We start from the raw sequence: 21,915 nt of genomic DNA on the forward strand, positions 1-21,915 counted from the left end.
ACGGCCACTGCGGATCCAGATGGGGCTCAACTCGCGGTGCAGGAACTGCCGTTGAGGGTGAACCCGGTCGGGGCCGTGTTCGTGCTGCCCTTGCCGGCGATGAAGCCGACGGTGACCGAACCGCCGGCCGGGATGGTGGAGGTGTACGCGGCAGGAGCCACGCTCACCGCGCCGCCGGACTGGGTGGCCGTACCGCCCCACATGTTGGAGACGGTCTGGCCGTCGGCGAAGGTGAAGGCGAGCTCCCAGCCGTTGATCGCGGCGGTTCCGGGATTGCCGATCTTGATCTCACCCTGGAAACCCCCGGGCCACTCCCCCACGACGCGATAGCCCACCGAGCACGGGGTGCTCGCCGCCTTGTCGGTGGTGACGTTCACCGTGGCCGAGCGGGCGGAGCGGTTGCCGGCCGCGTCATGGGCATAGACCGCGAAGGTGTACGCCGTCTCGGCGGTCAGGCCGGAGACGGTCGCCGTGTTGGTGGTGGAGGTGGCGACCCTGGTCTCGTCGCTGCCGCTGACGCGGACGATGTCGTAGCCGGTGACCCCGACGTTGTCGGTCGCGGCGGTCCAGCCGAGGGTGGCGGAGGTGGCCGTGACCGCCGAGGCGCTGGGGGTGCCGGGCGCGGTAGGGGCCTGGGTGTCGCCCGAGGCGCCGCCGCTGAAGACGGTGGCTTCCTTCGCCGTCTGAGCGATGCCGTTGGCGCCGTTGAAGACGCGCTGACCCCATGAACTGAGCTGCTCGGGATCGAAGTTGAGCGCCAGGTCGAGGATCGGGTCGGTGTTGCCGCTCCAGGACCAGGCCAGATAACCGAGTTTCAGCTGCTGGGCCACCATCATCATGGTGTCCTCGTCCGGGTCGCCGTACTGGTCGGCGGGGCCTCCGAACTCACCGATGAGGATGGGCAGTTCGGCGTTGACGAAGGCGTTCAGATAGTCGGTGATCTCCTGGGCGGTGTCGAAGACGCTGTACATGTGGATCGAGAAGATCAGGTTGCCGGTGGAGTCGGCGTCGTACACGGACTGGGCGTTGGCCCGCATGACGCCCTGCCAGTCCTGGCCCCAGTTGGGTGCGTCCACCATGATCGTGTGCTCGAGCCCGGCGGCGCGCAGCTTCTCGATCGCGGCGATGGTGGGGGCGGTCCAGCCGTCCGGATTGGTGTTGCCCCAGGGCTCGTTGCCGATGTTGATGACGATGTAGTTCTCTTCGCCGACGAGCACGCTCTTCAGACCGATCCAGTAGTCGGCCGCCTCGTCGAGCGTGCCGGCCGCGCTCTCCTCGCCGTAACCGGTGGTGTCGTGCACCTCCAGTACGCAGATGAGCCGGTTGGCCTTGCACTGGGCGATCACACTGGCCACGTCCGAGGCGCTGTTGGCGCTCCAGCGGTGGCCGTCGGCGAGGACGACGCGGACGGTGTTGGCGCCCAGCGCCTTGATGTCGGCCAGCGACTGCTGCGTCCTGCCCTGGTACCAGGTGTGGGCGTGGTTGACGCCGCGCATGACGAAGTCGTTGCCGTTGCCCTCCAGTAGACGGCCGTTGCTGATGTGCAGCCCGGTGGCGAGAGTGTCGGGCGACTGGGCGGCCTGGGCGACGGTCGGGCACAGGACGCCGTAGACGACGAGGCCGAGCAGACTCGCCAGGCCGGTCAGGAGCTTGGATAAGGAGCTCTTTCGTGTCGTGCTTCTTGTTCTTCTCACTGCGACTCCAGGGAGAGTGAGCGCCAAGAAACTCAGGCATGGGAAGCGAGCAAAGGTGTGGGAGCGCTCCCATAGAACCCACTCTGCCAAGTACACGTCAAGCCATCGGGCATGCTCCGGTCCGGATCGCGCGCTCCGGCCGGGCTCGCGTGCTCCGGTTCGGTCAGCGTCCGCCCGCCCGGTCCAGCACCTCCTCGGCCTGCCTGGCCAGGGCGGCGACGAGGCCGGCCGCGGCCGGCAGGTCGGTGATGAGGTCAATGGCCTCGCTCGCCCATACCGGCAACGGCGGTATGTGGCCACGTGCCACGTCCGCCCAATACGCCTGCTGGGCCTCCGGGGTGGCGGCGAGTTCCGCCTCCCGGCCCCGCCACTGCTCGAGATACGGATGGCCGAGCGTGCGCGCCGTGTACCTGGACGGCCAGTCGGACCCGCGGGCGATGTCGAGGGCGCTGTTGCGTTCCGTGTCCTGCCCGCGTCCCTCGACGATCGCCTTGGCGATCGAAGGGTCGACCAGGGCCTCGGCGGTGGCCTGGAAGCGGGTGCCGACGAGCGCCCCGGCCGCTCCCAGCACCAGGGCGGCGGCCACGCCCCTGCCGTCGGCGACCCCTCCGGCCGCCAGCACCGGCACCGGCGCCACCAGGTCCACCACGACGGGTACGAACGGCAGCGTGGACCGCCCGTGCCGGGCCCCGTGGCCGCCGCTCTCGGTGCCCTGCGCCACGATGACGTCGGCTCCGAGGTCGACCGCCTGTCGGGCTTCCTCCAGATCGGTGACCTGGATGATCAGCGCCGCGCCCGCCGCGCGGACCCGTGCCGCGAACGGGCTCGGATCGCCGAAGGACAGCATCACCGCCTTGGGCCCGTACTCCAGTGCCGTCTCGACCGCGCCGATGTCCGCCGCCCAGCTCAAGAACCCGACGCCCCAAGGCAGTTCGGCCTCCGCCACGATCGGCACCTCACGGGCGAGCCACTCCCGGTCCCCGCCCCCGGCCCCCAGGAACCCGAGTCCGCCGCCGCGTGAGACGGCCGCCGCGAGCGCACCGCCGGCCGAACCGCCCATCGGTGCGAGCGCGATCGGGTGCCGTACTCCGAACATCTCCGTGAACGCGGTAGACAACGCCATGACGGCCATCATCACATCGCGGTACCGTCCGCGGGTTGCTGCCCCTATGCAGTCAACGCCTCGACACGGCGCAGCACTTCGCGGCACCCCCGGGGCGGACGTCCGGCCGGTGGCGGCCATGGCGTCCTTGAGCGGGCAGTGCGGGCCTGCCCAGCGGATGGAACCCGTGGCCGTAGCGAACGAGTCGGCGCAGGACGGGAGCGTGCGCGCGCCGGCCGCCGAACCACAGGCTCGGGCCTTCGAGACGGTGGGCCTTGGGCTCGAAGTAGACGTCCTGTCGGTCCCGCTTGACGAAGGGGATGCCGGGGACGTCTACTTCGTGCGCCTCCCTGCTCCCGCTGACCGTGGGGTGCACCAGCAGCCGGCCCTCCCTGAGGAGGTTGAGGTTGCCCAACTCCCTTGCCATCAGCGGCGGATGACGCAGCGGGGCGGGGAGGGCCGCGGCGGCCGGCCGCAGGTACTCGGTGACGGAGACTATCGAGGCGAGCAGGAGCGAGTCACTTCCGCTCCAGCGCGGCCAGTCGCAGCTCAAGCTGGTCGAGCCGATGCCGTAGCAGGGTGACCTGGGCTTCCAGGCTGACTTCCCGTTCCGCACGGCGCTGAATGCGTGGTGACGCGGACGCGCGCTCGATCACCGCGTCCAGCTGGACCAGGCGCTGCGGTCCGTTCGGGCCGTCCACCAGGCGGGACTGGATCTCGCCATTGCGGTACCAGGCGCGCAGGGCCGAGCGAGAAACGCCGGTCTCTGCTTCCGCCTTGGCCAGCGTGACCCAGGGCGTCTCGTCCAGCTGCTCGAAGAGCTCCAGTTCGTTCTGCCAGCGCGCGAGCCGGTCGTCCCAGTTCGACGGTGTCTCCATCACACCCTCCCTTCATCATGGTGACCCTGTCAATAACAGAGTATTGACAGGGTTGAGAGCATGGAAGCATGCCATTCGATCGGTTCACGGTGGAAGCCCGCAAGGTGGTCGTCACGGCTCAGGAGGAGGCGAGGCTGCTCAAGCACAGCCACATCGGCACGGAGCACATCCTGTTGGGACTGCTCGACGCGCCGGACAGCACGGCGGCGAGGGTTCTGCACCAGCTCGGATACGACAAGGAGGCGGCGCAGGCCGATATCGCCGCGGTGGCCAAGCCCGGCACGGCCGAGCTGAGGGGCCATATCCCGTTCGCGCCGGGTGCGAAGAAGACGCTGGACCTCGCCCTGCGCGAGGCGCAGCAGCTGCGCCACACCTCCATCGGCACGGAACACATCCTGCTCGCCCTGGTCGCCGGGGAAGGTGAGGGCGTCGGCGCGAAGGTGCTTGCCGAGCGGATCAAGCCGGTCAGCAGGATCCGTGCCGCGGTGCTGGCGTCCCTGGAGGGACCGCAGGACGTCGCGGCGAGCCCGTGGCCGGCCGGCACACCTGCCACCGAGGACACCGTGGCCGCCGCGAGCGCGCTGGCCGGTGGCGCACCGGTCGGCAGCCATCATCTGCTCGAGGCGATGCTGCGGGCGGAGAACAGCATGGCGGCCAGGGTGCTGCGCGAACTCGGGATCGATCCGGACGCGGTCGCCGCCAAGATCGACGAACTGGATCCGGAGACGACGACGGACGCGAACCCGGAGGAGGCCGCAGCACGCAAGATGGAGATCCGGGTGGTCGACGACGAGGTGCACGTGATCCTGCGGGACTCGACAACGGTCACCGCCGCCAAGAAGGTCACCGAACTGTCCGACGGCCCGATCCAGGGCGTCGGGCCGGTCGCCGGAATGTTCGTCCCTCTCTGGCGGTCGGCCAACCAGCTGCTGGTGCAGATCCAGCACGTGCTGGAACCGGAACCCGAAGAAGAGGACGGATCCGCCGCGAGCAGCGTGACCAAGGTCGTGCGCACGGCGCTCGCGCCCCGGCTGCGCCGGTGAGCCGGCTGATCAGCGGGCCGGAAACGGTCGGTGGGGCAGGTACGGACGGTGGTGTGGCGAGCGAGGATGCGCCGGCGCCGTTCTCGCCGACCACCCGGGCGTGGTGCACAGACGCGTTGGCCGCGCCCATGGAGGCGCAGCACGGCGCCTGGCAGGTCGTCGCCGTAGGCCGGCACGCGCCGGTGGCCGCCATCACCGTCGGCATACGCCCCGGCCGCACTCCCGCCACCGAGCGCAGGGCATTGCTACCCACCCGGCCGGACCTCCTGGTCGGTGCACGCGGTGGCCGGCGCCAGGCGCGGTGCGCATCCGGCCCTGTCCGCACCGGCGATGGCCCGCGCGCTCCACGGGCCGATCTCCCGCGAGCAGTCAATACGGCGAATCGGAGGCACCCATGACCATCACCATCGTCGGAGCCGGACTGGGTGGCCTGGCCCTTGCCCGTGTGCTGCACGTGAACGGCATCGACGCCGTCGTGTACGAACGGGAAGCGTCGCGCGGCGCGCGCGGTCAGGGCGGGATGCTCGATCTGCACTCCGGGACCGGGCAGCGGGCGATGCGCGAGGCCGGTCTGATCGACCAGTTCCACGCGATTGCCCGTCGTGAAGGCCAGGACCTGCGGCTCCTCGAGCCGGACGGCACCCTGCTGCTGCAGGAGGACACGCCCGACGACGCCCCGCTCGAGCGACCCGAGGTCGACCGTGCCGATCTGCGCAACCTGCTGCTGGACTCTCTCCCTGGACACACGGTGCGCTGGGGGCACGCCTTCGAATCCGCCGACCGTGGCCTCCTGCACTTCGCCGACGGCAGCAGCGCGCCGTATGACCTGCTGGTCGGCGCAGACGGCGCGGACTCCCGGGTCCGCGCGCTGCTCACCGACGCCCGACCGGCACCCACCGGCCAGAACGTCGTCGAACTCGGTATTCCTGACATCGACCGCACCCACCCCGACCTCGCGGCGATGATCGGGCGCGGCAACTACTGGGTGCTCGGCAACGGTCAGTCCCTGTCGGCGCAGCGCAACGGCGACGGCCGCGTACGCATCTACCTCAGCTTCTACAACACCGCCCTGGGCTGGTTCGCGACCAGTGGGATCCCGTTCGGCGACCCAACCGCCGCCCGGGGGCGGCTGATCGACCTGTTCACCGGCTGGGACGCACGGTTCACCGCACTGATCGCGGCCTGCGACGACACGGTCCTTCCACGGTCGATCACCACTCTCCCGGTCGGCCTGACCTGGCCGTCGACGCCGGACATCACGCTGCTCGGCGATGCCGCGCACCTGATGCCGCCGGTGGGGCAGGGCGCCAACATGGCACTGCTCGACGGCGCACTGCTCGGCCTCGCGCTGGCCGCACATCCGGACGATTTCCCCACCGCCGTCAGAGAATACGAGCGCGAGATGTTCGAACGCACCAGCGGCGCCGGCCGGCAGTCCGCGCACGTCCAGGAAATCCTGACGTCGCCGGACGCCGGCCAGAAAATGCTCGCATTCTTCCGACCAGACTGAATGCAACCGCATACGGCCAGGCAACCGGCCGATCAGATCTCGCCCGCGTCGGGGTGGAGCACGACGGGTGCGCCGACCATGACCGCGTCGAAGCCGGCGCCCTCGCCCTCGCGGGTCGACCGTACGGCCGTGGGCGGATCGGCGTGGCGGCCGGTGAAGGTCCAGTCCGCGCTGAGGACGAGCAGCGTCCCGGACCGCCCGCTGCCCGCTCTCAACCTTCACGAGATCACGGACGCGGAGGTGGCCCTGACGGTCTTCGCCGGACGCATCGTCCACGAGCGCCCGCTCGCCTCGTACAATTTGAGCCCGAACGGTCGAAGAGAGTGAAAGAGCGAGGGAGCGCCCGTGCCCGGCCAGCGATCCATCACCGAAGCCGAGAAGCTCGCCGCGGCGAAACTCGGCGGCTTCCCGATCCGCCGGGACCAGATGGCGGCCGTGGCCAACATCTACCGGGCCGCCTCCGCGGTGCGCCAGCACGTGGAGAACTCGGTGCTGCGCGGGTCCGATCTGACCTGGACGGCGTTCGTCGTGCTGTGGGTCGTGTGGGTGTGGGGCGAGTCGGAGACCCGGCACGTGGCCGAGGAGGCGGGCATCTCCAAGGGGACGCTCACCGGCGTGTCGCGCACCCTGGAGTCACGCGGACTCATCCGGCGGGCCGGTCACCCCTCGGACGGCAGGCTGGTCCTGCTCAGCCTGACCGACGAGGGCGAGCAGCTGATGCAGCGCCTGTTCCCGGCGTTCAACGAGGAAGAGGCCTTCGTCACGGGCCAGTTGACGGACGACGAGTGCCGCACCCTGGCGGAGGGTCTGCGCCGCGTGGTCCTCCAGGTGGAGGAGCATGGCGAGGAACGCCGCCAGTCCCTGCTCAACGGGGCCGAGCCGGCACCTCGGCGGAGTGGGCGACGGGCCAAGGGCTGAGTCTCGGTGCCTTCCGTACTTGTTGTCGGTTACGACCCGCATGCCATACCCGGCGTCGACGGTCAGGCCCTCCTCGCGGCGCTCGACATGGAGCTGGCCCGGTTCGGTGAGCACGGCATCGCCGCGGCCATGGCACTGGTCGTGTTCGACGGGACGGCCGAGTCCACCCTCGTCGCATCCTTGACCGAGCGACCGTGGGACGTCGTGGTCGTCGGCGGCGGCATCCGCAAAGCAGAGCAACTGCTCCCGCTCTTCGAGCAGATCGTCAACTTGATCCGCCGCCATGCGCCCCAGGCCGCCATCGCGTTCAACACCAGTGGCGGGGACAGCGTGGAGGCGGCTCAGCGCTGGCTCTGACCATCATTTGATCTCAAACGGTATGCTCGAGGGGCCCCGCCGAACCCGCCGACCGCCGAGGAGCCCCGCCGTGCGCGCACTCGTCATCCAGCACGACCACCTGACCGAGCCCGGGCTGGTCGGCGCCCGGCTCGTGGAGCGCGGTTACGGCCTCAGCACCGTGACCGTCGTGCCCGAGCAGCGTCACCACGCGCCGGACGTGGTCTTCGACTTTCCCGATGCCGCCGAGTGGGATCTCGTCGTCTCGCTCGGTGCGCCCTGGTCGGTGTACGACGACGCGGCCCTCGGCAGCTGGATCGGCGGAGAGCTCGCGCTGCTCCGCAAGGCCCACCACCTCGGTATACCCGTGCTCGGCGTCTGCTTCGGCGCCCAGGCACTGACCACCGCCCTCGGCGGCTCGGTCGAGGCGTCGCCGCGTCCCGAGATCGGGTGGACCGAGATCGACACGTACGACGCCTCGCTCGTGGGCCGGGGCCCCTGGATGCAGTGGCATTACGACCGCTGCGTACTGCCGCCGGGCGCCGAGGAGTTGGCGCGGAACGAGGTGGGCGTGCAGGCGTTCCGGGTCGGGCGGAGCCTCGGGGTGCAGTTCCATCCGGAGATCACCATGTGGATGCTGCGGGGGTGGCTGGCGAACGGCGGTGAGCAGCAGGCACTGCGACACGGCGTCGACCCCGGCCAACTCCTCGTACGAAGCGGCGACTTGGAGGCGACCGCCCGGGTCAACGCCCGCCACCTGGTCGACGGGTTCCTCGATCGGGTGGCGGGCGCTGCGGACTGACGCTCGCACGCAACTGCGGGAACGCCTCAACCGCCGGCCGAGCTGTAGACGGCCACGTAGTCCACGAGCATCGGGACGCCGGATCGAGTGGACGAGCTCGGAGTGGCATGTCCGGCGAGCGGGTCAGGGAAGGCGCCGCCCATCGCCAGGTTGAGCAGGATGAAGTGGGCGTGGCCGGTCGCGGCGTTCCAGGTGGACGCGTCCGTCTGGGAGGCGTTGACCGAGTGGTACTGCACGCCGTCGACGTACCAGCGCAGTTCCTGCGGGGAGACGCTGCGGTCCCACTCGAAGGCGTAGGTGTGGAAGTTGCCCGTGCAGGCGGTGTCCGGGCAGGCCCGGTTGGCGCCCAGGCCGTTGGTCTCGTTGCAGGGGCCGCCGGGGTTGGTGCCGCAATGGAGGGTGCCGAAGACCTTGTTGGCGCCGTTGGCGTTCTCCATGATGTCGAACTCGCCGATGCCGGGCCAGTTCTGGTAGTTGCCGCGGAAGGGCGCGCCCAGGGTCCAGAAGGCGGGCCAGTAGCCGTCGGCCGCGTCGCCGGTGACGTCGGGGACCTGGATGCGGCTCTCGATGCGCAGCTTGCCTCCGGCCGGTGGTTCGAAGTCGCTGCGCCGGGTCTCGATCCGGGCGGACGTCCAGTTGCCTGCCGCGTCCTTGATCGGGGTGATCTTCAGGTGCCCGGCGCCGTCCTGCTGAAGGTTGGCCGGGTCCGAGGTGTAGGTCTGCACCTCGCCGGTGCCCCAGTGCGCGGCGCCGCCCGGGTAACCGGTCCCGGTGTCGGTGATCCAGTTGTCACTGGAGGGCAGGGTGCCCGCCGCGGCGGAGAAGTCGTCGCTCCAAACCGGGCTCCAGCCACTGGGAGTTGGCGGAACGTCGGCACTGGCGAGGCCGTACAGGCCGCCGCCGAGCAGGGCCAGTCCGCTCAGTGCGCCGATGGCCGCCTTGAGCGGCCAGTGCGTCTTCCTTGCATGCTTGTGGGGCAACACGGGGACCTCCACGAGGTGGGGGGAACAGGAGGTGGCGGCCGGAACGGAAAACCGCGTCCGTCACTGTGGTGTGCACCTTGTGGGGCGTCAACAGTTTCGACTGAGAGCGCTCTCAACTACACATATGTGCCCGGCTCGTGAAGAGATCACCGAACGCCGGGAGTTGGGACGCGGGCCACTCCCCCCGCCCCGTCCGACACTCCGTCATCTCCCCTACGCACGCACCACCTTGACCGCCCCTGCCCGCGCCAGCAGAATGTGCCGCGTTGAGAGCGCTCTCAGACTGTGCCAAGCCGCGTCACTGACCCCGAGGAGATCACTCATGGCCGGTAGCGTCACCCGTCGGACGCTCATCGGGGCCGGTACCGCCGCAGCCGCCCTGACCGTCTTCGGCAGCGGTGCGGCCCGCGCAGCCGGCTCCTCAACTCCCGCCGCCGGAGCGGGAGATGCCCCTACGCGCGGCTACGCCTTCCTCGACGCGGCCATGGACGGCTACCCGGATCACGGCAGCATCCGCCTGGCCCAGAGCTACAGCGATCAGGCAGGCCTCTTCAGCACGGCGTTCACCTACGACAACGCTCTGGCGATCCTGGCCCATCTCGCCCACCCCGGCGCCGACTCGCGGGCCAGAGCCGTGGCACTCGGTGACGCGCTGCTGTACGCGCAGGGCCATGACCCGCAGTACACGGACGGCCGGCTTCGGCAGGCGTACAACGTGGGGCCGTACGTCTTCTACGACGGCTCGGCGCAGCCGGACGGCTTCGTGCATGCGGACGGCACGGTGAACGTCGGTACCCAATTCGGCTTCACCGGTACCGCAGTCGGGGACATGGCGTGGGCGGGTATCGCGCTGGCCGCGCTGGCCGCCCGTACAAAGGCGCGCCGATTCCTCGCAGGTGCCGTACGGATCGGTGAATGGGTGGAGGCGCACGCGCGGACCGATGAGCCGCTCGGTGGCTACAAGTTCGGGGTCGACGGTGCCGACAAGAAGCTGCCGTTCACCTCCACCGAGCACAACATCGACCTGACGTGTCTGTTCGGGCGCCTGGCGCGGCTGACCGGGGACGGCGTCTGGCTGGAGCGGCGCGCTCGGGCCGAGACGTTCCTCGGCAGGATGTGGGACGAGTCCGGAGGGTTCTTCTACACCGGCACCAACGACGGCGTCACCGTCAACACCTCCCCGATCCCCGAGGACACCCAGACCTGGAGCTACCTTTCGCTCCACGACCGCCGGCGGGCCCGGTCGGTGGACTGGGCGGCGGAGAACCTCGCTGTGCTGGACAGCGCCGAGCGGCCCAACAGCACGGTTCCCGCCGGACAGTCGTACGAAGGCGTCACCTTCAGCTCGGCCTCCCTCGTGGCGGACGAGGACTCGCCGATCGCGCCCTCGCAGCCCAGGCCCGACCGCAACGGCGTGTGGTTCGAGGGCACCGCCCACCTCGCCCTGGCCCTGCGCGATCGCGGCGCACCCGGCGACGAACGGCGCGCCGCTCGCCTCATCGCCTCCCTCGAGCGGGCCCAGGACCGACTCGGCGCGGGCCAGACCGTGGGGAGCAGGGCCCTTCCGGAGCGGTCGGGTGTGGTGTCGGCGAGCAGTCCGCTGGACACCGGGTTCGGCTTCGGCTACTACCCGTACCGGCACACGGGCGCGACGGCGTGGTACCTGCTGGCGGCGGCGCGGGCCAATCCGCTGCGCGGCAACTGAGGCACGCCCCGGCCTCGCCAAGTTCCTTTCGAGGAGCGGAAGTTCAGCCCTTGACGGCCGAGCTGGCGACGCCCTGCACGAACCAGCGCTGGAAGAACGCGAAGACGATCAGAACGGGCAGGACCAGCAGGACGCCGAAGGCGAGGACCTGGCCCCAGTCCACGGGCTGCTGGCCCTGGAAGACGCTCATCTCCAGGGGCAGCGGGCGCACCGAGGGATCGGAGACCATCAGGACCGGCCACAGGAAGGCGCCCCACTGGATGAGGAAGGTCAGGATCGCGACCGAGGCGAACACCGGCTTCGACATCGGGACGATGATGGCGAAGAAGGTGCGCCAGGGTCCGGCGCCGTCGATCCGGGCCGCCTCCTCGATGCTGGGCGGGATCGCGCGGAAGAACGTCGCGAACTGGTAGATGGAGAAGGCGTTCGCGATGAACGGGACGGCCTGGATGTAGATGGTGTTGCGCTGCTCGTTGAACAGGTAGAACAGCGGGACGGCCACCGCTTCGAATGGCACCAGCATCAGCAGCAGTACGAGGGTGAAGACGGCGCCCTGGCCACGCCACCGCAGCCGGGAAAGGCCGTACGCAGCCATGGAGTTGACGATCAGTCCGCCGAGGACCACGACGGTGGACACCAGCAGCGAGACGCCCATGAAGCGCAAGAAGTAGCCGGTGGCGTCGGAGTTGAAGTTGTCCAGAACGGCTTCGTAGTTGTCGAAGGAGAGGTGGGTGGGCAGGAAGCCGGTCAGACCGCTGAGCACCTGGTCGGAGGGCTTGAAGCTGCCGAGGACCAGGTAGAGCACGGGCAGCACGAAGATGAAGGCCAGGACGCTCAGGACGGCGTAGTCGAGGAAGCTGCGCAGGGGTGTGCGGGTCATGGTCAGTCCTCGTTGCCGGCGCGGACGACGCGGCGCTGGATCAGGGTCAGGGCGACGACGATCAGGAAGAACACGACGGTGATCGCGGACGCCTGGCCGATGTTGTTCTGGTCGAAGGCCGTCGTGACGGCCTGGTACATCACCGTGCGGGTGGCGTCCTCGTCGAGACCGCCGCCCTTGACGAGGACGTAGACCTGGTCGAAGACGCGGAAGGACAGCACCGAGGTGAGCATGGCGACGAACACGAGCGTGCCGCGGATGCCGGGCAGGGTGACATGGCGGAACTGCTGCCAGCGCGAGGCCCGGTCGAGCTGGGCGGCCTCGTAGAGCTCGCCGGGGATCTGCTGCAGGCCGGCGAGCAGGATGACCATCTGGAAGCCGACGCCCTGCCATACCGACAGCACGATGATCGAGGCCATGGCGGTGGCGGTGTCGCCGAGCCAGTCGAAGGCGCCCCAGTTGCCGAAACTCACCGCGTGCAGCGCGGAGTTGAGCAGACCGTCGCCGCTGCGGGCCAGGATGAGCCGCCAGATCACGGCGACCAGCGCCATCGGGAAGACGACCGGCAGGAAGAACAATGACCGGAACAGGCCGATGGCCTTGAGCTTGCGGTTGAGGAGGATCGCCAGCGCCAGGGCCAGGCCGGTCTGCAGGGGGACCACGACCACGGCGAAGGTGAGGTTGTTCAGCAGGGCCCGCAGGAACGGGCCGGACATGTCGGGGTCGGTGAAGATGCGCCGGTACTGCTCGATGCCGAAGAAGCGGGGCGGCAGCGGCGAGCCGAGGCGCACGTTGTAGAAGGAGAGCACGACCGCGTAGACGAACGGCACACCGACGAAGGCGATGAGGCCGCCGAGGGCGGGCGCGGACATCAGCAGCCCGTGCACCCAGTCGCGGTTCCTGCGCCCGGCCCGTGGGGGCTTGGCGGATGTCGGTGGTGAGGTGGGTTTCCGGCCGGCGGGTGCGGCGGGTGCGGGGTTCAGGGTGGTCACGGTAGGGGTCCTCTTCCCGGCCGGGAGGAACGGGCGCTGTCGGAGTGCGCGCGTGTGCGCCCGGCCCTCCCGGCTGCTGGATTCCTGCTATGGCAGCTTGTAGCCGTCGTTGTCCGAGAAGTCCTGGTCGATGGCGCGGGCTGCCTTGGCCAGGGCGCCCTTCGGGTCGGCGCCGCCGTAGACGTCACTCAGGGCCTGGCTGAACTTGGCGGTGACCGTGGGGTATCCGGCGGTGACCGGGCGGGTCACCGCGACGCAGGACTTGGTGATGTCACTGTCGCCGCACGGCTTGGCGAGCTGGTCGGCGAAGAGCTGCAGCGGGCCGCCCTGCTTGTACAGCGAGCTCTTGGCCAGCACGGACTTGGTACCGGGAGGGGCACCGTTGGCCGTGGTCATCGCGGTGACGTTGGTGTCGTTCAGGAGCGAGTCGAGGAAGGCGCCGGCCGCCTTGCCGTTCTTGGTGTTGGCGCCGATGCCCCAGGCCCAGGAACCCTGGCCGGTCTTGGGGCCGTCGCCGAAGTCGGGCAGCGGCAGCACGACGAGGTCCTTGCCCAGGGCCTTGCTGTAGGCCGGGTACATCCAGTGGCCGACCCAGCTCAGCGCCACGCGGCCCTTGGCGAAGGCGTTGCCGTCGGTGTTGGGGTCGGTGTACTTCTTCCAGCCCTGGAAGGTCTTCAGCGCCGAGGCCACGGCGGAGGTGTCGAGGGCGCCTGCGGCCTTGCCGTCCTTCAGCAGCGAGCCGCCGGCCGACCAGACGATGGGGGCGAAGCCGTAGGTGCCCCATTCGTTGGCGTAGCCGCCGCTCTCCTGCAGGTCCAGGCTCTTGCCGTCGGAGTCCTTGGCGGCCAGCTTCTTGACGGCGGCGGTGAACTCGGCCGCGGTCCAGTCGTCGGACAGACCGGTGGGGTACTTGATCCCGGCCGCGTCCAGCAGCTTCTTGTTTCCGTAGATCCCGAGCCCGGAGTCGTACATGCCCAGGCCGTAGTGCTTGCCGTCGATCTCGCCCTCGGCCTTGATGGCGTCGGTGGCGTTGCCCAGCGTCTTGGCGGAGACGTAGTCGTCGATCGCGGCGAGCTTCTGGTTGTAGACGAAGCTCGCCATGGTCGGGCCGTCGAACTCCATCACGTCCGGCAGCTTCGCGGCGTCGGTGGCGGTGATGGTCTTGGTGTAGTCGGTGTCGGGGATCAGCGTCAGCTTGACCTTGACCTTCTTCTGCGCGGAGTTGAAGGTCTTCACCGCGTTCTGCAGGGCGGTTGCCTCGCTCGCCTGTCCCTGGTGGGCCCAGACGGTGATGGTGCCCGTGCCGCTGCCCGCGGCGGACTTGGCCGTGCTGCCGCCGCCTCCCCCGCAGGCGGCCAGGGCCGTCAGGGGCAGGACGAGGGCCAGGGCCGTACCGGCCGTCCGACGGGCTCTGCTGGTTGCGGCGATCATCGTTGGTGCCTCCAGGTGTGGTGCCGGGATGAGGGTGGTGGTGCGGAGATGCATCGGGGGGTTCGGGAGCGCCACGGGCCTTACGGCGCGTCGGCGCTCGGCTCCTTGATCACGAGGGGTTGCAGTTCCCAGGCGTCGACCGCGTAGCCGAGGCGTGCGTCCGGCGCGCTGCGGGCCTGCAGCCGCCACGGGCCGCCGCCCGTCGGATAGAAGCGCAGGGTGAGCACCTGGCCGGTGGCGGTCACGAAGACCTCGGCGACGGAGTGGTCGACGACCATGCGCAGCTCGACCGGTTGGCCGGCGGGGCAGGGCATGCGGTAGGTGCCGCCGTGGGCACGCGTGTCCAGCGAGGCGTGGTCGCGGTCGACGACCAGTTCGCCGGTGGCGGTGTCCACGCGGATGTCGAGGTACTCGGATCCGTCCGGGCCGGTCAGCAGCCGCAGTCCGGCCGAGACGGTGGGCTCCAGACGGGCCGTCAGGTCGAAGGCGCGGCCCACGCCGCCGAGTTCCACCGGCTCCGGGCCGTGGACCTCGCCCGCGGTGTGCACGGTGTGCTCGCCGCGCAGGGCCAGCAGTTCGGCGGCGGGCTGCTGGCGCAGCGTGCCGTCGGCGCCGACGGAGATCTCGCGGGGCAGGGTGAGCATGCCGGACCAGCCGTCCGCGAGCACCCAGGACTCCTCCCGGGCCTCCCAGGACCAGCCCCACAGCAGCCAGCGGCCGCCCGGTGCGCGCAACAGTGCGGGTGCATAGCAGTCGGGGCCGTGGTCGGCGAGGACGGGCGGACCGGCCTCGAAGACGTCCCCACGCTCGTCCCCGATCAGGGCCGCGACGCAGCGGGCTTCGTCGCTTTCGTTCCACGCGCTGAAGATGAGGGCGCCGGGGCTGTCGGAGCTCGCCGGGAGGTACTGCGGGCACTCCCAGCCCTCACCGGTGTGCAGGTCGGTGCCGCCGACCGGCTCCTGCTCGCGGGCGTCGAAGGGACCCAGGTAGGTCCAGGTCTCCAGGTCCGGCGACTCGTAGAGCAGGGCCGCGCCGCGGCCGTCCGCGAGGGCGGCGCCGACCAGCATCCGCCAGCCGTCACCGTGCCGCCAGACGTACGGGTCGCGGTACATGGTGCAGCCGTCGGGCGGTTCGGGGACGACCGGTGCTCCGCGCGGGGTGAAGGTCCGGCCGCCGTCGAGGGAGGTGGCAGTGGTGACCGGCTGGTGCCAACGCTCCCAGCGGTTCGCGGAGTAGAAGGCCACGAGCCGGTCGCCGTCGGAGACGGCGTTGCCGGAGAAGCAGCCGTCGGCGTCCTCGCCGCCCGGGGTCGGCGACAGGGCGATCGGCAGCGGCTCCCAGCTCAGCAGATCGGGGCTGCGGACGTGACCCCAGTGCATGTTCGCGTGGGTCGCACCGTACGGGTTGTACTGGTAGCAGACGTGGTAGTGGCCGTCATGGAAGACCAGACCGTTGGGGTCGTTGATCCAGTTGCGGGGCGGGCGCAGATGCGCGACGGGCCGGAACGGATCACAGGGCGCGGTGGACACACACGTGCCTTTCGGTATGTGCGGAGAGCAGCGGGAACGGTCACCGGGCAGCGCCGGCCGCCATCCCCTCGTAGAACTCGAAGAAGGTGGACTCCCCCGGTGCTCGCGGCAGGCTCCGGCGGCATGGCGACGGGAGCGCGGGCCGGCGCGAGGCCGGCGGCGAGCTGTGGGAGAGGTTCACTGGAACGCCGACGCCCGGTCGGCGGGGAGCGCGCGGCTCAGTGTCGTCGCGCGCGGGAGGCCTTGGGGCCGGAAATCAGCAGGCTGCGGCAGTTCGACGACTCATTGAAAGTCTCGGGGGACATGTGTGTACCCTCACTGTGTTCATGTACTGACGGGCATGACGACCGGTTGCGACGGTCGCCTGTCATGGTGCGAACTGCTTCGCCGTCCCGGGGTCAGAGTCGGGGCGGCGAAGCGACCGATGCCCGCGCCACCAGCGGGCAAAGCAGCATCTCCTGGGTGTCCGGGCCCGGTGGCCGGCCCGGCGTCTTGGTGAGTGCGAGCAGCTGGGCCACGGCCCGTGCCCCCATCTCGTAGTGCGGGAGCTGAACCGTGCTCAGCGCGGGGTGAACGGCCTCGCAGACCAGCTCCTGGTTGTCGAACCCGATGACCGACAGGTCGCCGGGGATGGACAGTCCCAACTCGGCGGCGGCCCGGTAAGCACCGGCGGCCATCCGGTCGTTGAAGCAGAACAGCGCCGTCGGCCGCTGTTCGAGTGTCAGCAGCCGCCGGGCGGCCCGGTAGCCCGACTCCACGTCGCCGGACGTCGTACCGAAGGGCACCGCCGTATCGGCGGCGACCAGCGACGGGTCGTACGGGATGCCGACCTCGGCCAGCGCCTTGCGGTAGCCCTCCAGGCGGCCCTGCCGGGCGGGCAGGTCGACGGTCTGCACGGTCACACCGATCCTGCGGTGCCCGTGGTCGGTCAGCTCGCGCACCGCCGTGTAGCCGCCCTGGACCTCGTCGGGTACGACGAAGGGGATCGCGGGGTCCTCGGCACGCGCGTCCAGCAGCACGGTGGGCGTCGAGCCCAGGCTCTCCGGCAGGCGCACGTTGCGGTGGTACATCGCCGCGTACAGCACGCCGTCGACCTGTCGCTGGAGCAGCATCTCGATGCTCGTGCGCTCCAGTTCGGCGTCGCCGCTGGTGTTGACCAGCAGCAGCACCAGGCCCTCGGCCGCGGCGGCCTCCTGGGCGCCCAGGATCATCCGGCCCGCGTGAGGGGTGGTGGCGATCTCGTCGCTGACGAAGCCGATGGTCTGCGAGCGCCTCAGCCTGAGGCCCCGGGCGAGGCCGTTCGGCGCGTACCCGAGCTCCTCGGCGACCTGCAGGACACGCTGCCGGGTCTCCGCGCTGGCCCGCTTGCCCTCGACGCCGTTCAGGATGTGCGACACGGTCGCGGTCGACACACCTGCCGCCGCGGCCACGTCCTTGATCCCGATCCGGCGCGCCATCAGCCCTGCCCAAAGTAGTGGATTTCGGGTTGGCTAATCGTTTAGCCAACTGCGTGCACATGAGAGTGCCCATGGGCAAAGCCGTTGTCAATGGCTTGTTACGAACTCCTGGCCGCCGTGTGTCCTCGCGCCCGCTCAGGGCTGTGCGGGGGGAGCGCTTTCCGTCCGCGCCCATTCGTGGGCCAGGAGCCCGAGGACGACCTCGTCCTCGAACGAGCCGTACACCCAGGCCGCCGCCCGCAACCTGCCCTCCACCGTGAACCCGGCGCCGGTCGCGGCGGCGATCATCGCGGTGTTGTCGGCGAGCGTCTCGACCTGCAGGCGTTGCAGGCCGCGTACGACGAAGCCGTAGTGGCACAGCAGCCGGACCACGTCTGCGCCGAGTCCGCGGCCGCGGAACGCGGGGCGGAGCGAGATGCCGAGGTGGGCGTTGCGGTTGTGGGCGTCGATGTTCCACAGGAGGGCCTCGCCGGCCAGCTCCTGTGACTCCAGGTCGACCACCGAGAAGCAGGCCAGTGTGTCGGACGGGCCGGACACCGCGTACGGGGACTCCGGCGAGCCCTCCGGGACGGGCCGCCAGGCGCGCGAGTCGGCGCGGGAGCGGGTGGGCACGTCCTCGTAGAGCTCGCGGTGGAGTACCGGAACGTCGTCCTCGTGACGGGCCCGCAGCCCGACTCTGTCGCCACGTAGCACTCGGTATGGATATCGCAGGCCCCAGCGCCGTACAACTGCGTTTCCGCGCACCGATGTTCAGCGGCGCAGCCGGTCGAAGCGGAACGGGTCCAGGACGGTGGGACGTCTGCCCGTGACGACGTACTCGGTGAGCCGGTGGCCGGTGACCGGGCCCAGGGTGACGCCGAGCATGCCGTGGCCGGTGGCCACGTAAGCGTTGGCGTGGCCGGGGACCTTGTCGATGACCGGGAGGCCGTCGGGGAGGAAGGGGCGGCCGCCGACCCAGGGGTCGCGGATCAGGCCGACGAGGTCGTCCGGGTCGTCGAACCAGCGGCCCAGGTAGTGGCGGCTGGCGAGGGCCACGGCGACGACTCGGCGCCAGTCCAGGCGGTTGTTGTTGCCGCTCAGTTCCATCGTGCCGCCGATGCGGGTGGTACCGGCGATCGGCGAGGCCACGGCCCGGCGTTCGCCGAAGTACAGGGTGTGCCGGGGGGCCGGGTCCAGGTCCACCGAGAAGCTGTAGCCCTTGCCGGCCTGGAGGGGCAGGGGGTGGCCCAGGGCGCCCAGCAGGCGCGAGGAGCGCATGCCCGCCGCGATGACGACGGACGAGCATGCAATCTCGCCCAAGTCCGTTCGTATCGCGGTGACTTGACCTCCCGTCGTCCGGAAGCCCAGCGCCTCCGCGTTCTCGTGGATCTTCACTCCGGCCGCCGCGAGCGCCTGACCGAGGCCTTGCGCGAACGCCTCCGGGTCGACCACTCCCTCGCCCTCGACCAGGTAGGCCGCGCGAACGGCGGACGACAGGGCGCCGTCCAGCAGACGGGCCTCGTCCCCGGTGGTCACGTCGTCGGGCAGGGGGTAGCGACCGTCCGCCATCTCCCTTTGTACGGCGAGGTGGTGGCGGGCCTCGGCCGGGGAGAGGAAGGCGTGGACCATGCCGGGGCGGGTCAGGGTGGTGTCGACGCCGGCCTCGCGCAGGCCGTCGAAGAGGTCGAAGGTGGTGCGGTTCAGCTCGGCTATCGCCGTGTAGCCGCGCCGGAAGGCGGCCGGTGTGCTGCTGCGCCAGAAGCGCCACAGCCAGCGGACGAACGCCGGGTCGGGCAGCGGGCGCAGATACAGGGGCGAGTCCGGTCGCCCGAGCGAGCGCATTGCGTACCGGACAACTCCCGGTGCCGGTACGGGCGTTGAGTGGCTGAGGCAGATCCAGCCCGCGTTGCCCCGGGAGACTCCCGAGCCCAGGCCGCGCCGTTCGACGACCTCCACCTCCAGGCCCGCCTCGGCCAGGTAGTACGCGGTGCACAGGCCCACGACGCCGCCGCCGAGCACCACCACGGGGGCGGTCATGACGCCGACTCGTAGGCGGCGAGGAACTCGCGGGTGCGGGCGTGGGCCGGGCGGTCGAGGACGTCCTGGGGCGCGCCCTCCTCGACAATCCGGCCGCCGTCGACGAAGACGACGTGGTCGGACACCTCGCGGGCGAAGGGCAGTTCATGGGTGACCAGCAGCATCGTCATGCCGTCGGCGGCCAGTTCGCGCATCGCGCCGAGCACCTCGCGGGTGGCCTCCGGGTCGAGGGAGGAGGTGGGCTCGTCGAAGAGCAGTACCTCGGGTCGCAGCGCCAACGCCCGGGCGATGGCGACGCGTTGCTGCTCCCCGCCGGAGAGCTGGTCCGGTTGGGCGAGGCCGCGGTGGGCCACACCGACCCGGCGCAGCAGCGCAACGGCACGCTCCAGGGCCTCCGGCTCCGGGATGCCTGCCTTGCGCTGTGCCAGGACGACATTTTCCACGGCGGTCAAGTGCGGGAAGAGGTTGAAGCGTTGGAAGACCATGCCGACGGTGCGGCGCAGCCTGGGCAGGTCGCGGCAGACCGTGCGGCCGCCGCTGTGCACCACCTCGCCGGCCACCTCCACCGTTCCCCGGTCGGGGCGTTCGAGGAGGTTGACGCAGCGCATCAGGGTCGTCTTGCCGCCGCCGCTCTGTCCGATGACGCTGACGATGCGGCCGCGGTCGACCTCGAGGTTCACGTCGTCGAGCACCAGGCGGCCGTCGAAGGACTTGCGCAGGCCCTCGATCCGTACGACCGCCTCGGTGCGGGGCGTTGGGGCGGTCTTCGCTGTCTTCGCCGTGATGGCGGGCTCGGTCATACGGTCGTCTCCTTCAGGTCGGCTGCCGCGCCGAGGTCGGCCGCGAGCAGCGCACGGGCCGCGCGCACCCGGCGCCGTCGCCAGGGCGACAGCGGGACGCCTGCGCGCACCTTGCGCTCCAGCAGCAGCAGGAGTTGGGAGAGCGGGTAGCACAGGGCGAAGTAGATGGCCGAGATGACCAGGTACACCTCCAGCGCCCGGAAGGTGGCCGAGGTGATCAGGCGGCCCTCCGACATCAGCTCGGCGGCGGAGACGGTGACCAGCAGCGAGGTGGACTTGAGCAGGTCGACCAGCATGGTGTTGGTGCCGGGCAGGGCCTGGCGTACGGCCTGCGGCAGCACGACATGGGCGAAGATGCCCGCGCGGCCCAGTCCCAGCGCCTCGCCCGCCTCGGTCTGTCCGGCGTGCACGCCGCTGATCGCGGAGCGGAAGATCTCGGACAGGTAGGCGGCGTAGAAGACGATCAGGCTGAGGCAGCCGGCGGTGAACACGTCGAGCCGGATGCCGGCCGAGGCCAGGCCGAAGTAGGTCAGGAAGATGATGGCCAGCAGCGGGACGTTCTTGAACACCTCGGTGTAGACGGCGGCGACGGCCCGCGCGGGCCAGGCCCTGCTCAGCCTGAGCAGGGCCACGCCCAGGCCGAGGAGGACCGCGCCGACGAAGCTGACCAGGGTGTAGGAGACGGTGCGCCACAGGGCGTCGAGGAGGTCGGACCGGTAGTCGGACCAGGGGACTTGGAAGAGACCGGACATGTTCGCTCCCCTCACTGGCCGATGGAGGGCGGCGTCCAGTTGCCCGGACGGTCCACACCGCGACGTGCGGTGGCGACGTCGGCGGCCGGCTTGAGGAACTGCTCGGGGTCGCCGCCGTACTTCTTCACGAGCTTGGTCATCTCGCCGTTGGTGTACATGGCGTCGATCTGCGCGGAGATCGCCTTCTCCAACTTGGTGGCCTGCTTGGGGAGATAGAAGCCCGTCTGGTACTGCTGGAAGTACTGGTAGGCGGGCTTGGCCTTGACCTCGGCGGCGCTCGGCGGCGTCAGGTACTCCGTCCTGATCTTCAGCTCGGGGCGCTGCTTCTGCGCCGCGATGATGATCAGCGGGTCGAGGAAGCCGACGTCGACGCGGCCCGCGCCGAGGTCGTCGAAGACGCCGGTGGCGTCCGGGTAGGCGTGCAGCTTGGCGCCCGGCACGGACTGGATGGACTTGACCCAGACGTAGCCCTCGACCGTGCCGAGGTTGAGGCCCTTGAGGTCGCCGACCGTCTTGTACGTCTTGCCGCTGCGGACGGCCATCGCCGGGGGCGAGTAGTACGGCGGGTCGGTGAACAGGCCCTGTTTCTGCCGGTCGGCGGACCAGGCGACCCCGCCGATGGTGATGTCCACCCGGCGGGACTGCACTCCGGCGAGCATGCCGGCGAAGTCCGTCACCTGCGGCTTGACCTGGAGGCCCAGCTTCTTGGCCACGTAGGCGAGGATGTCGCCGTCCAGACCGACGATCTTGCCGCCCTGGACGCTGGTGTAGGGGGCGTAGGGCTCGACAGCGACCTTGATGACGCCGGGGGTGAGCGTGCCCAGGGAGGCGGTCTTGGCGGACACGTTCTTCGGGGAGTCGTCGCCGTCCGAACTGCAGGCGGCGACCGTGGAAATCATCAGCATCGCGGACAAAGCGATGGCAAGTGAGCGCACACGGATCATCGGCGTGGGCCTTCCGTATCGGCACTGAGGGGGCCCGCCGTTCACCGCGCTGTGCCCTCGGCGGGAGGTTGATTGGGCCCATACGCTAGAGATCGACCCCGCGGTGCGTCACCGTTCACTTCGTACGAACTTGTGGCCTGAAT

General features: G+C 70.2%; 21 protein-coding genes and 1 pseudogene. 6 read left to right on the forward strand and 16 right to left on the reverse strand.

Annotated elements, in window-relative coordinates; translation table 11 throughout:
• Positions 1–26 precede the first annotated feature (26 nt).
• The 4 genes from ABZ880_RS02495 to ABZ880_RS02510 all read right to left on the reverse strand — a co-directional run bounded on the left by ABZ880_RS02495 (position 27) and on the right by ABZ880_RS02510 (position 3,674).
• Positions 27–1,694: a cellulase family glycosylhydrolase gene (locus tag ABZ880_RS02495; protein ID WP_361255510.1), complete on the reverse strand. Its 1,668-nt coding sequence runs from the start codon at positions 1,692–1,694 to the stop codon at positions 27–29.
• A gap of 163 nt (positions 1,695–1,857) precedes the next feature.
• Positions 1,858–2,817, reverse strand: coding sequence for a nitronate monooxygenase (locus ABZ880_RS02500; RefSeq protein ID WP_361255513.1), 960 nt, complete (start codon positions 2,815–2,817; stop codon positions 1,858–1,860).
• 52 nt (positions 2,818–2,869) lie between these two features.
• Positions 2,870–3,349, reverse strand: a complete 480-nt coding sequence (locus ABZ880_RS02505; RefSeq protein WP_361255516.1) for a hypothetical protein — start codon at positions 3,347–3,349, stop codon at positions 2,870–2,872.
• Complete coding sequence (locus ABZ880_RS02510) at positions 3,315–3,674, reverse strand: excisionase (RefSeq protein ID WP_361255519.1); 360 nt, start codon at positions 3,672–3,674, stop codon at positions 3,315–3,317. Before ABZ880_RS02510 ends, ABZ880_RS02505 begins: the two co-directional genes overlap by 35 nt.
• A 68-nt stretch (positions 3,675–3,742) precedes the next feature.
• Between ABZ880_RS02510 and ABZ880_RS02515 the strand changes: the two genes are divergently transcribed.
• Together ABZ880_RS02515 and ABZ880_RS02520 are read left to right on the forward strand one after the other, a co-directional pair.
• Positions 3,743–4,717: a Clp protease N-terminal domain-containing protein gene (locus tag ABZ880_RS02515; RefSeq protein WP_361255522.1), complete on the forward strand. Its 975-nt coding sequence runs from the start codon at positions 3,743–3,745 to the stop codon at positions 4,715–4,717.
• 394 nt (positions 4,718–5,111) lie between these two features.
• Entirely contained in the window at positions 5,112–6,227 is a 1,116-nt protein-coding gene (locus ABZ880_RS02520) for an FAD-dependent monooxygenase (RefSeq protein WP_361255524.1), read from the forward strand.
• Positions 6,228–6,259: 32 nt separating this feature from the next.
• Here ABZ880_RS02520 and ABZ880_RS02525 read toward each other — a convergent pair whose 3' ends face one another.
• Complete coding sequence (locus ABZ880_RS02525) at positions 6,260–6,442, reverse strand: hypothetical protein (RefSeq protein ID WP_361255527.1); 183 nt, start codon at positions 6,440–6,442, stop codon at positions 6,260–6,262.
• A 130-nt stretch (positions 6,443–6,572) separates the two neighbouring features.
• On the opposite strand from ABZ880_RS02525, the gene ABZ880_RS02530 reads away from it, so the two are divergent.
• The 3 genes from ABZ880_RS02530 (at position 6,573) to ABZ880_RS02540 (ending at position 8,283) form a co-directional block, all read left to right on the forward strand.
• The gene (locus ABZ880_RS02530; protein WP_361255530.1) at positions 6,573–7,145 is read left to right on the forward strand and encodes a MarR family transcriptional regulator; all 573 of its coding nucleotides are present in this window, start codon (positions 6,573–6,575) and stop codon (positions 7,143–7,145) included.
• Between the two features lie 6 nt (positions 7,146–7,151).
• Entirely contained in the window at positions 7,152–7,502 is a 351-nt protein-coding gene (locus ABZ880_RS02535) for a hypothetical protein (protein WP_361255533.1), read from the forward strand.
• 70 nt (positions 7,503–7,572) lie between these two features.
• The gene (locus tag ABZ880_RS02540; RefSeq protein WP_361255536.1) at positions 7,573–8,283 is read left to right on the forward strand and encodes a type 1 glutamine amidotransferase; all 711 of its coding nucleotides are present in this window, start codon (positions 7,573–7,575) and stop codon (positions 8,281–8,283) included.
• A gap of 29 nt (positions 8,284–8,312) precedes the next feature.
• On the opposite strand, the pseudogene ABZ880_RS02545 reads toward ABZ880_RS02540, so the two are convergent.
• Positions 8,313–9,158, reverse strand: a pseudogene (locus tag ABZ880_RS02545) (glycoside hydrolase family 16 protein); the annotation flags it as partial.
• A 430-nt stretch (positions 9,159–9,588) separates the two neighbouring features.
• Here ABZ880_RS02545 and ABZ880_RS02550 point away from each other — a divergent pair.
• Positions 9,589–10,971: a Tat pathway signal sequence domain protein gene (locus ABZ880_RS02550; RefSeq protein WP_361255539.1), complete on the forward strand. Its 1,383-nt coding sequence runs from the start codon at positions 9,589–9,591 to the stop codon at positions 10,969–10,971.
• Between the two features lie 43 nt (positions 10,972–11,014).
• Here the strand turns inward: ABZ880_RS02550 and ABZ880_RS02555 are convergent, their stop codons facing one another.
• The 10 genes from ABZ880_RS02555 to ABZ880_RS02600 all read right to left on the reverse strand — a co-directional run bounded on the left by ABZ880_RS02555 (position 11,015) and on the right by ABZ880_RS02600 (position 21,733).
• Positions 11,015–11,851, reverse strand: coding sequence for a carbohydrate ABC transporter permease (locus ABZ880_RS02555; protein WP_361255541.1), 837 nt, complete (start codon positions 11,849–11,851; stop codon positions 11,015–11,017).
• Between the two features lie 2 nt (positions 11,852–11,853).
• Positions 11,854–12,843, reverse strand: coding sequence for a sugar ABC transporter permease (locus ABZ880_RS02560; protein WP_361255544.1), 990 nt, complete (start codon positions 12,841–12,843; stop codon positions 11,854–11,856).
• An 87-nt stretch (positions 12,844–12,930) separates the two neighbouring features.
• Entirely contained in the window at positions 12,931–14,274 is a 1,344-nt protein-coding gene (locus ABZ880_RS02565; RefSeq protein WP_361255547.1) for a sugar ABC transporter substrate-binding protein, read from the reverse strand.
• Positions 14,275–14,354: 80 nt separating this feature from the next.
• Positions 14,355–15,803: a glycoside hydrolase family 32 protein gene (locus tag ABZ880_RS02570; protein ID WP_361255550.1), complete on the reverse strand. Its 1,449-nt coding sequence runs from the start codon at positions 15,801–15,803 to the stop codon at positions 14,355–14,357.
• A gap of 398 nt (positions 15,804–16,201) precedes the next feature.
• The gene (locus ABZ880_RS02575; protein WP_361255553.1) at positions 16,202–17,260 is read right to left on the reverse strand and encodes a LacI family DNA-binding transcriptional regulator; all 1,059 of its coding nucleotides are present in this window, start codon (positions 17,258–17,260) and stop codon (positions 16,202–16,204) included.
• Between the two features lie 135 nt (positions 17,261–17,395).
• Positions 17,396–17,953: a GNAT family protein gene (locus tag ABZ880_RS02580; protein WP_361255556.1), complete on the reverse strand. Its 558-nt coding sequence runs from the start codon at positions 17,951–17,953 to the stop codon at positions 17,396–17,398.
• Positions 17,954–18,010: 57 nt separating this feature from the next.
• Positions 18,011–19,276 (reverse strand): FAD-dependent oxidoreductase, encoded by a 1,266-nt coding sequence (locus tag ABZ880_RS02585; RefSeq protein WP_361255559.1) that lies wholly within the window; start codon positions 19,274–19,276, stop codon positions 18,011–18,013.
• The gene (locus tag ABZ880_RS02590; RefSeq protein WP_361255562.1) at positions 19,273–20,076 is read right to left on the reverse strand and encodes an amino acid ABC transporter ATP-binding protein; all 804 of its coding nucleotides are present in this window, start codon (positions 20,074–20,076) and stop codon (positions 19,273–19,275) included. Before ABZ880_RS02590 ends, ABZ880_RS02585 begins: the two co-directional genes overlap by 4 nt.
• A complete protein-coding gene (locus ABZ880_RS02595; RefSeq protein WP_361255565.1) occupies positions 20,073–20,828 on the reverse strand; it encodes an amino acid ABC transporter permease in 756 nt (251 codons plus the stop codon). The genes ABZ880_RS02590 and ABZ880_RS02595 overlap by 4 nt, the downstream gene beginning before the upstream one ends.
• An 11-nt stretch (positions 20,829–20,839) precedes the next feature.
• Positions 20,840–21,733, reverse strand: coding sequence for a transporter substrate-binding domain-containing protein (locus ABZ880_RS02600; protein WP_361255568.1), 894 nt, complete (start codon positions 21,731–21,733; stop codon positions 20,840–20,842).
• Positions 21,734–21,915 lie beyond the last annotated feature (182 nt).

Source organism: Streptomyces sp. NPDC047043, assembly GCF_040644055.1.
GTDB lineage: Bacteria > Actinomycetota > Actinomycetes > Streptomycetales > Streptomycetaceae > Streptomyces.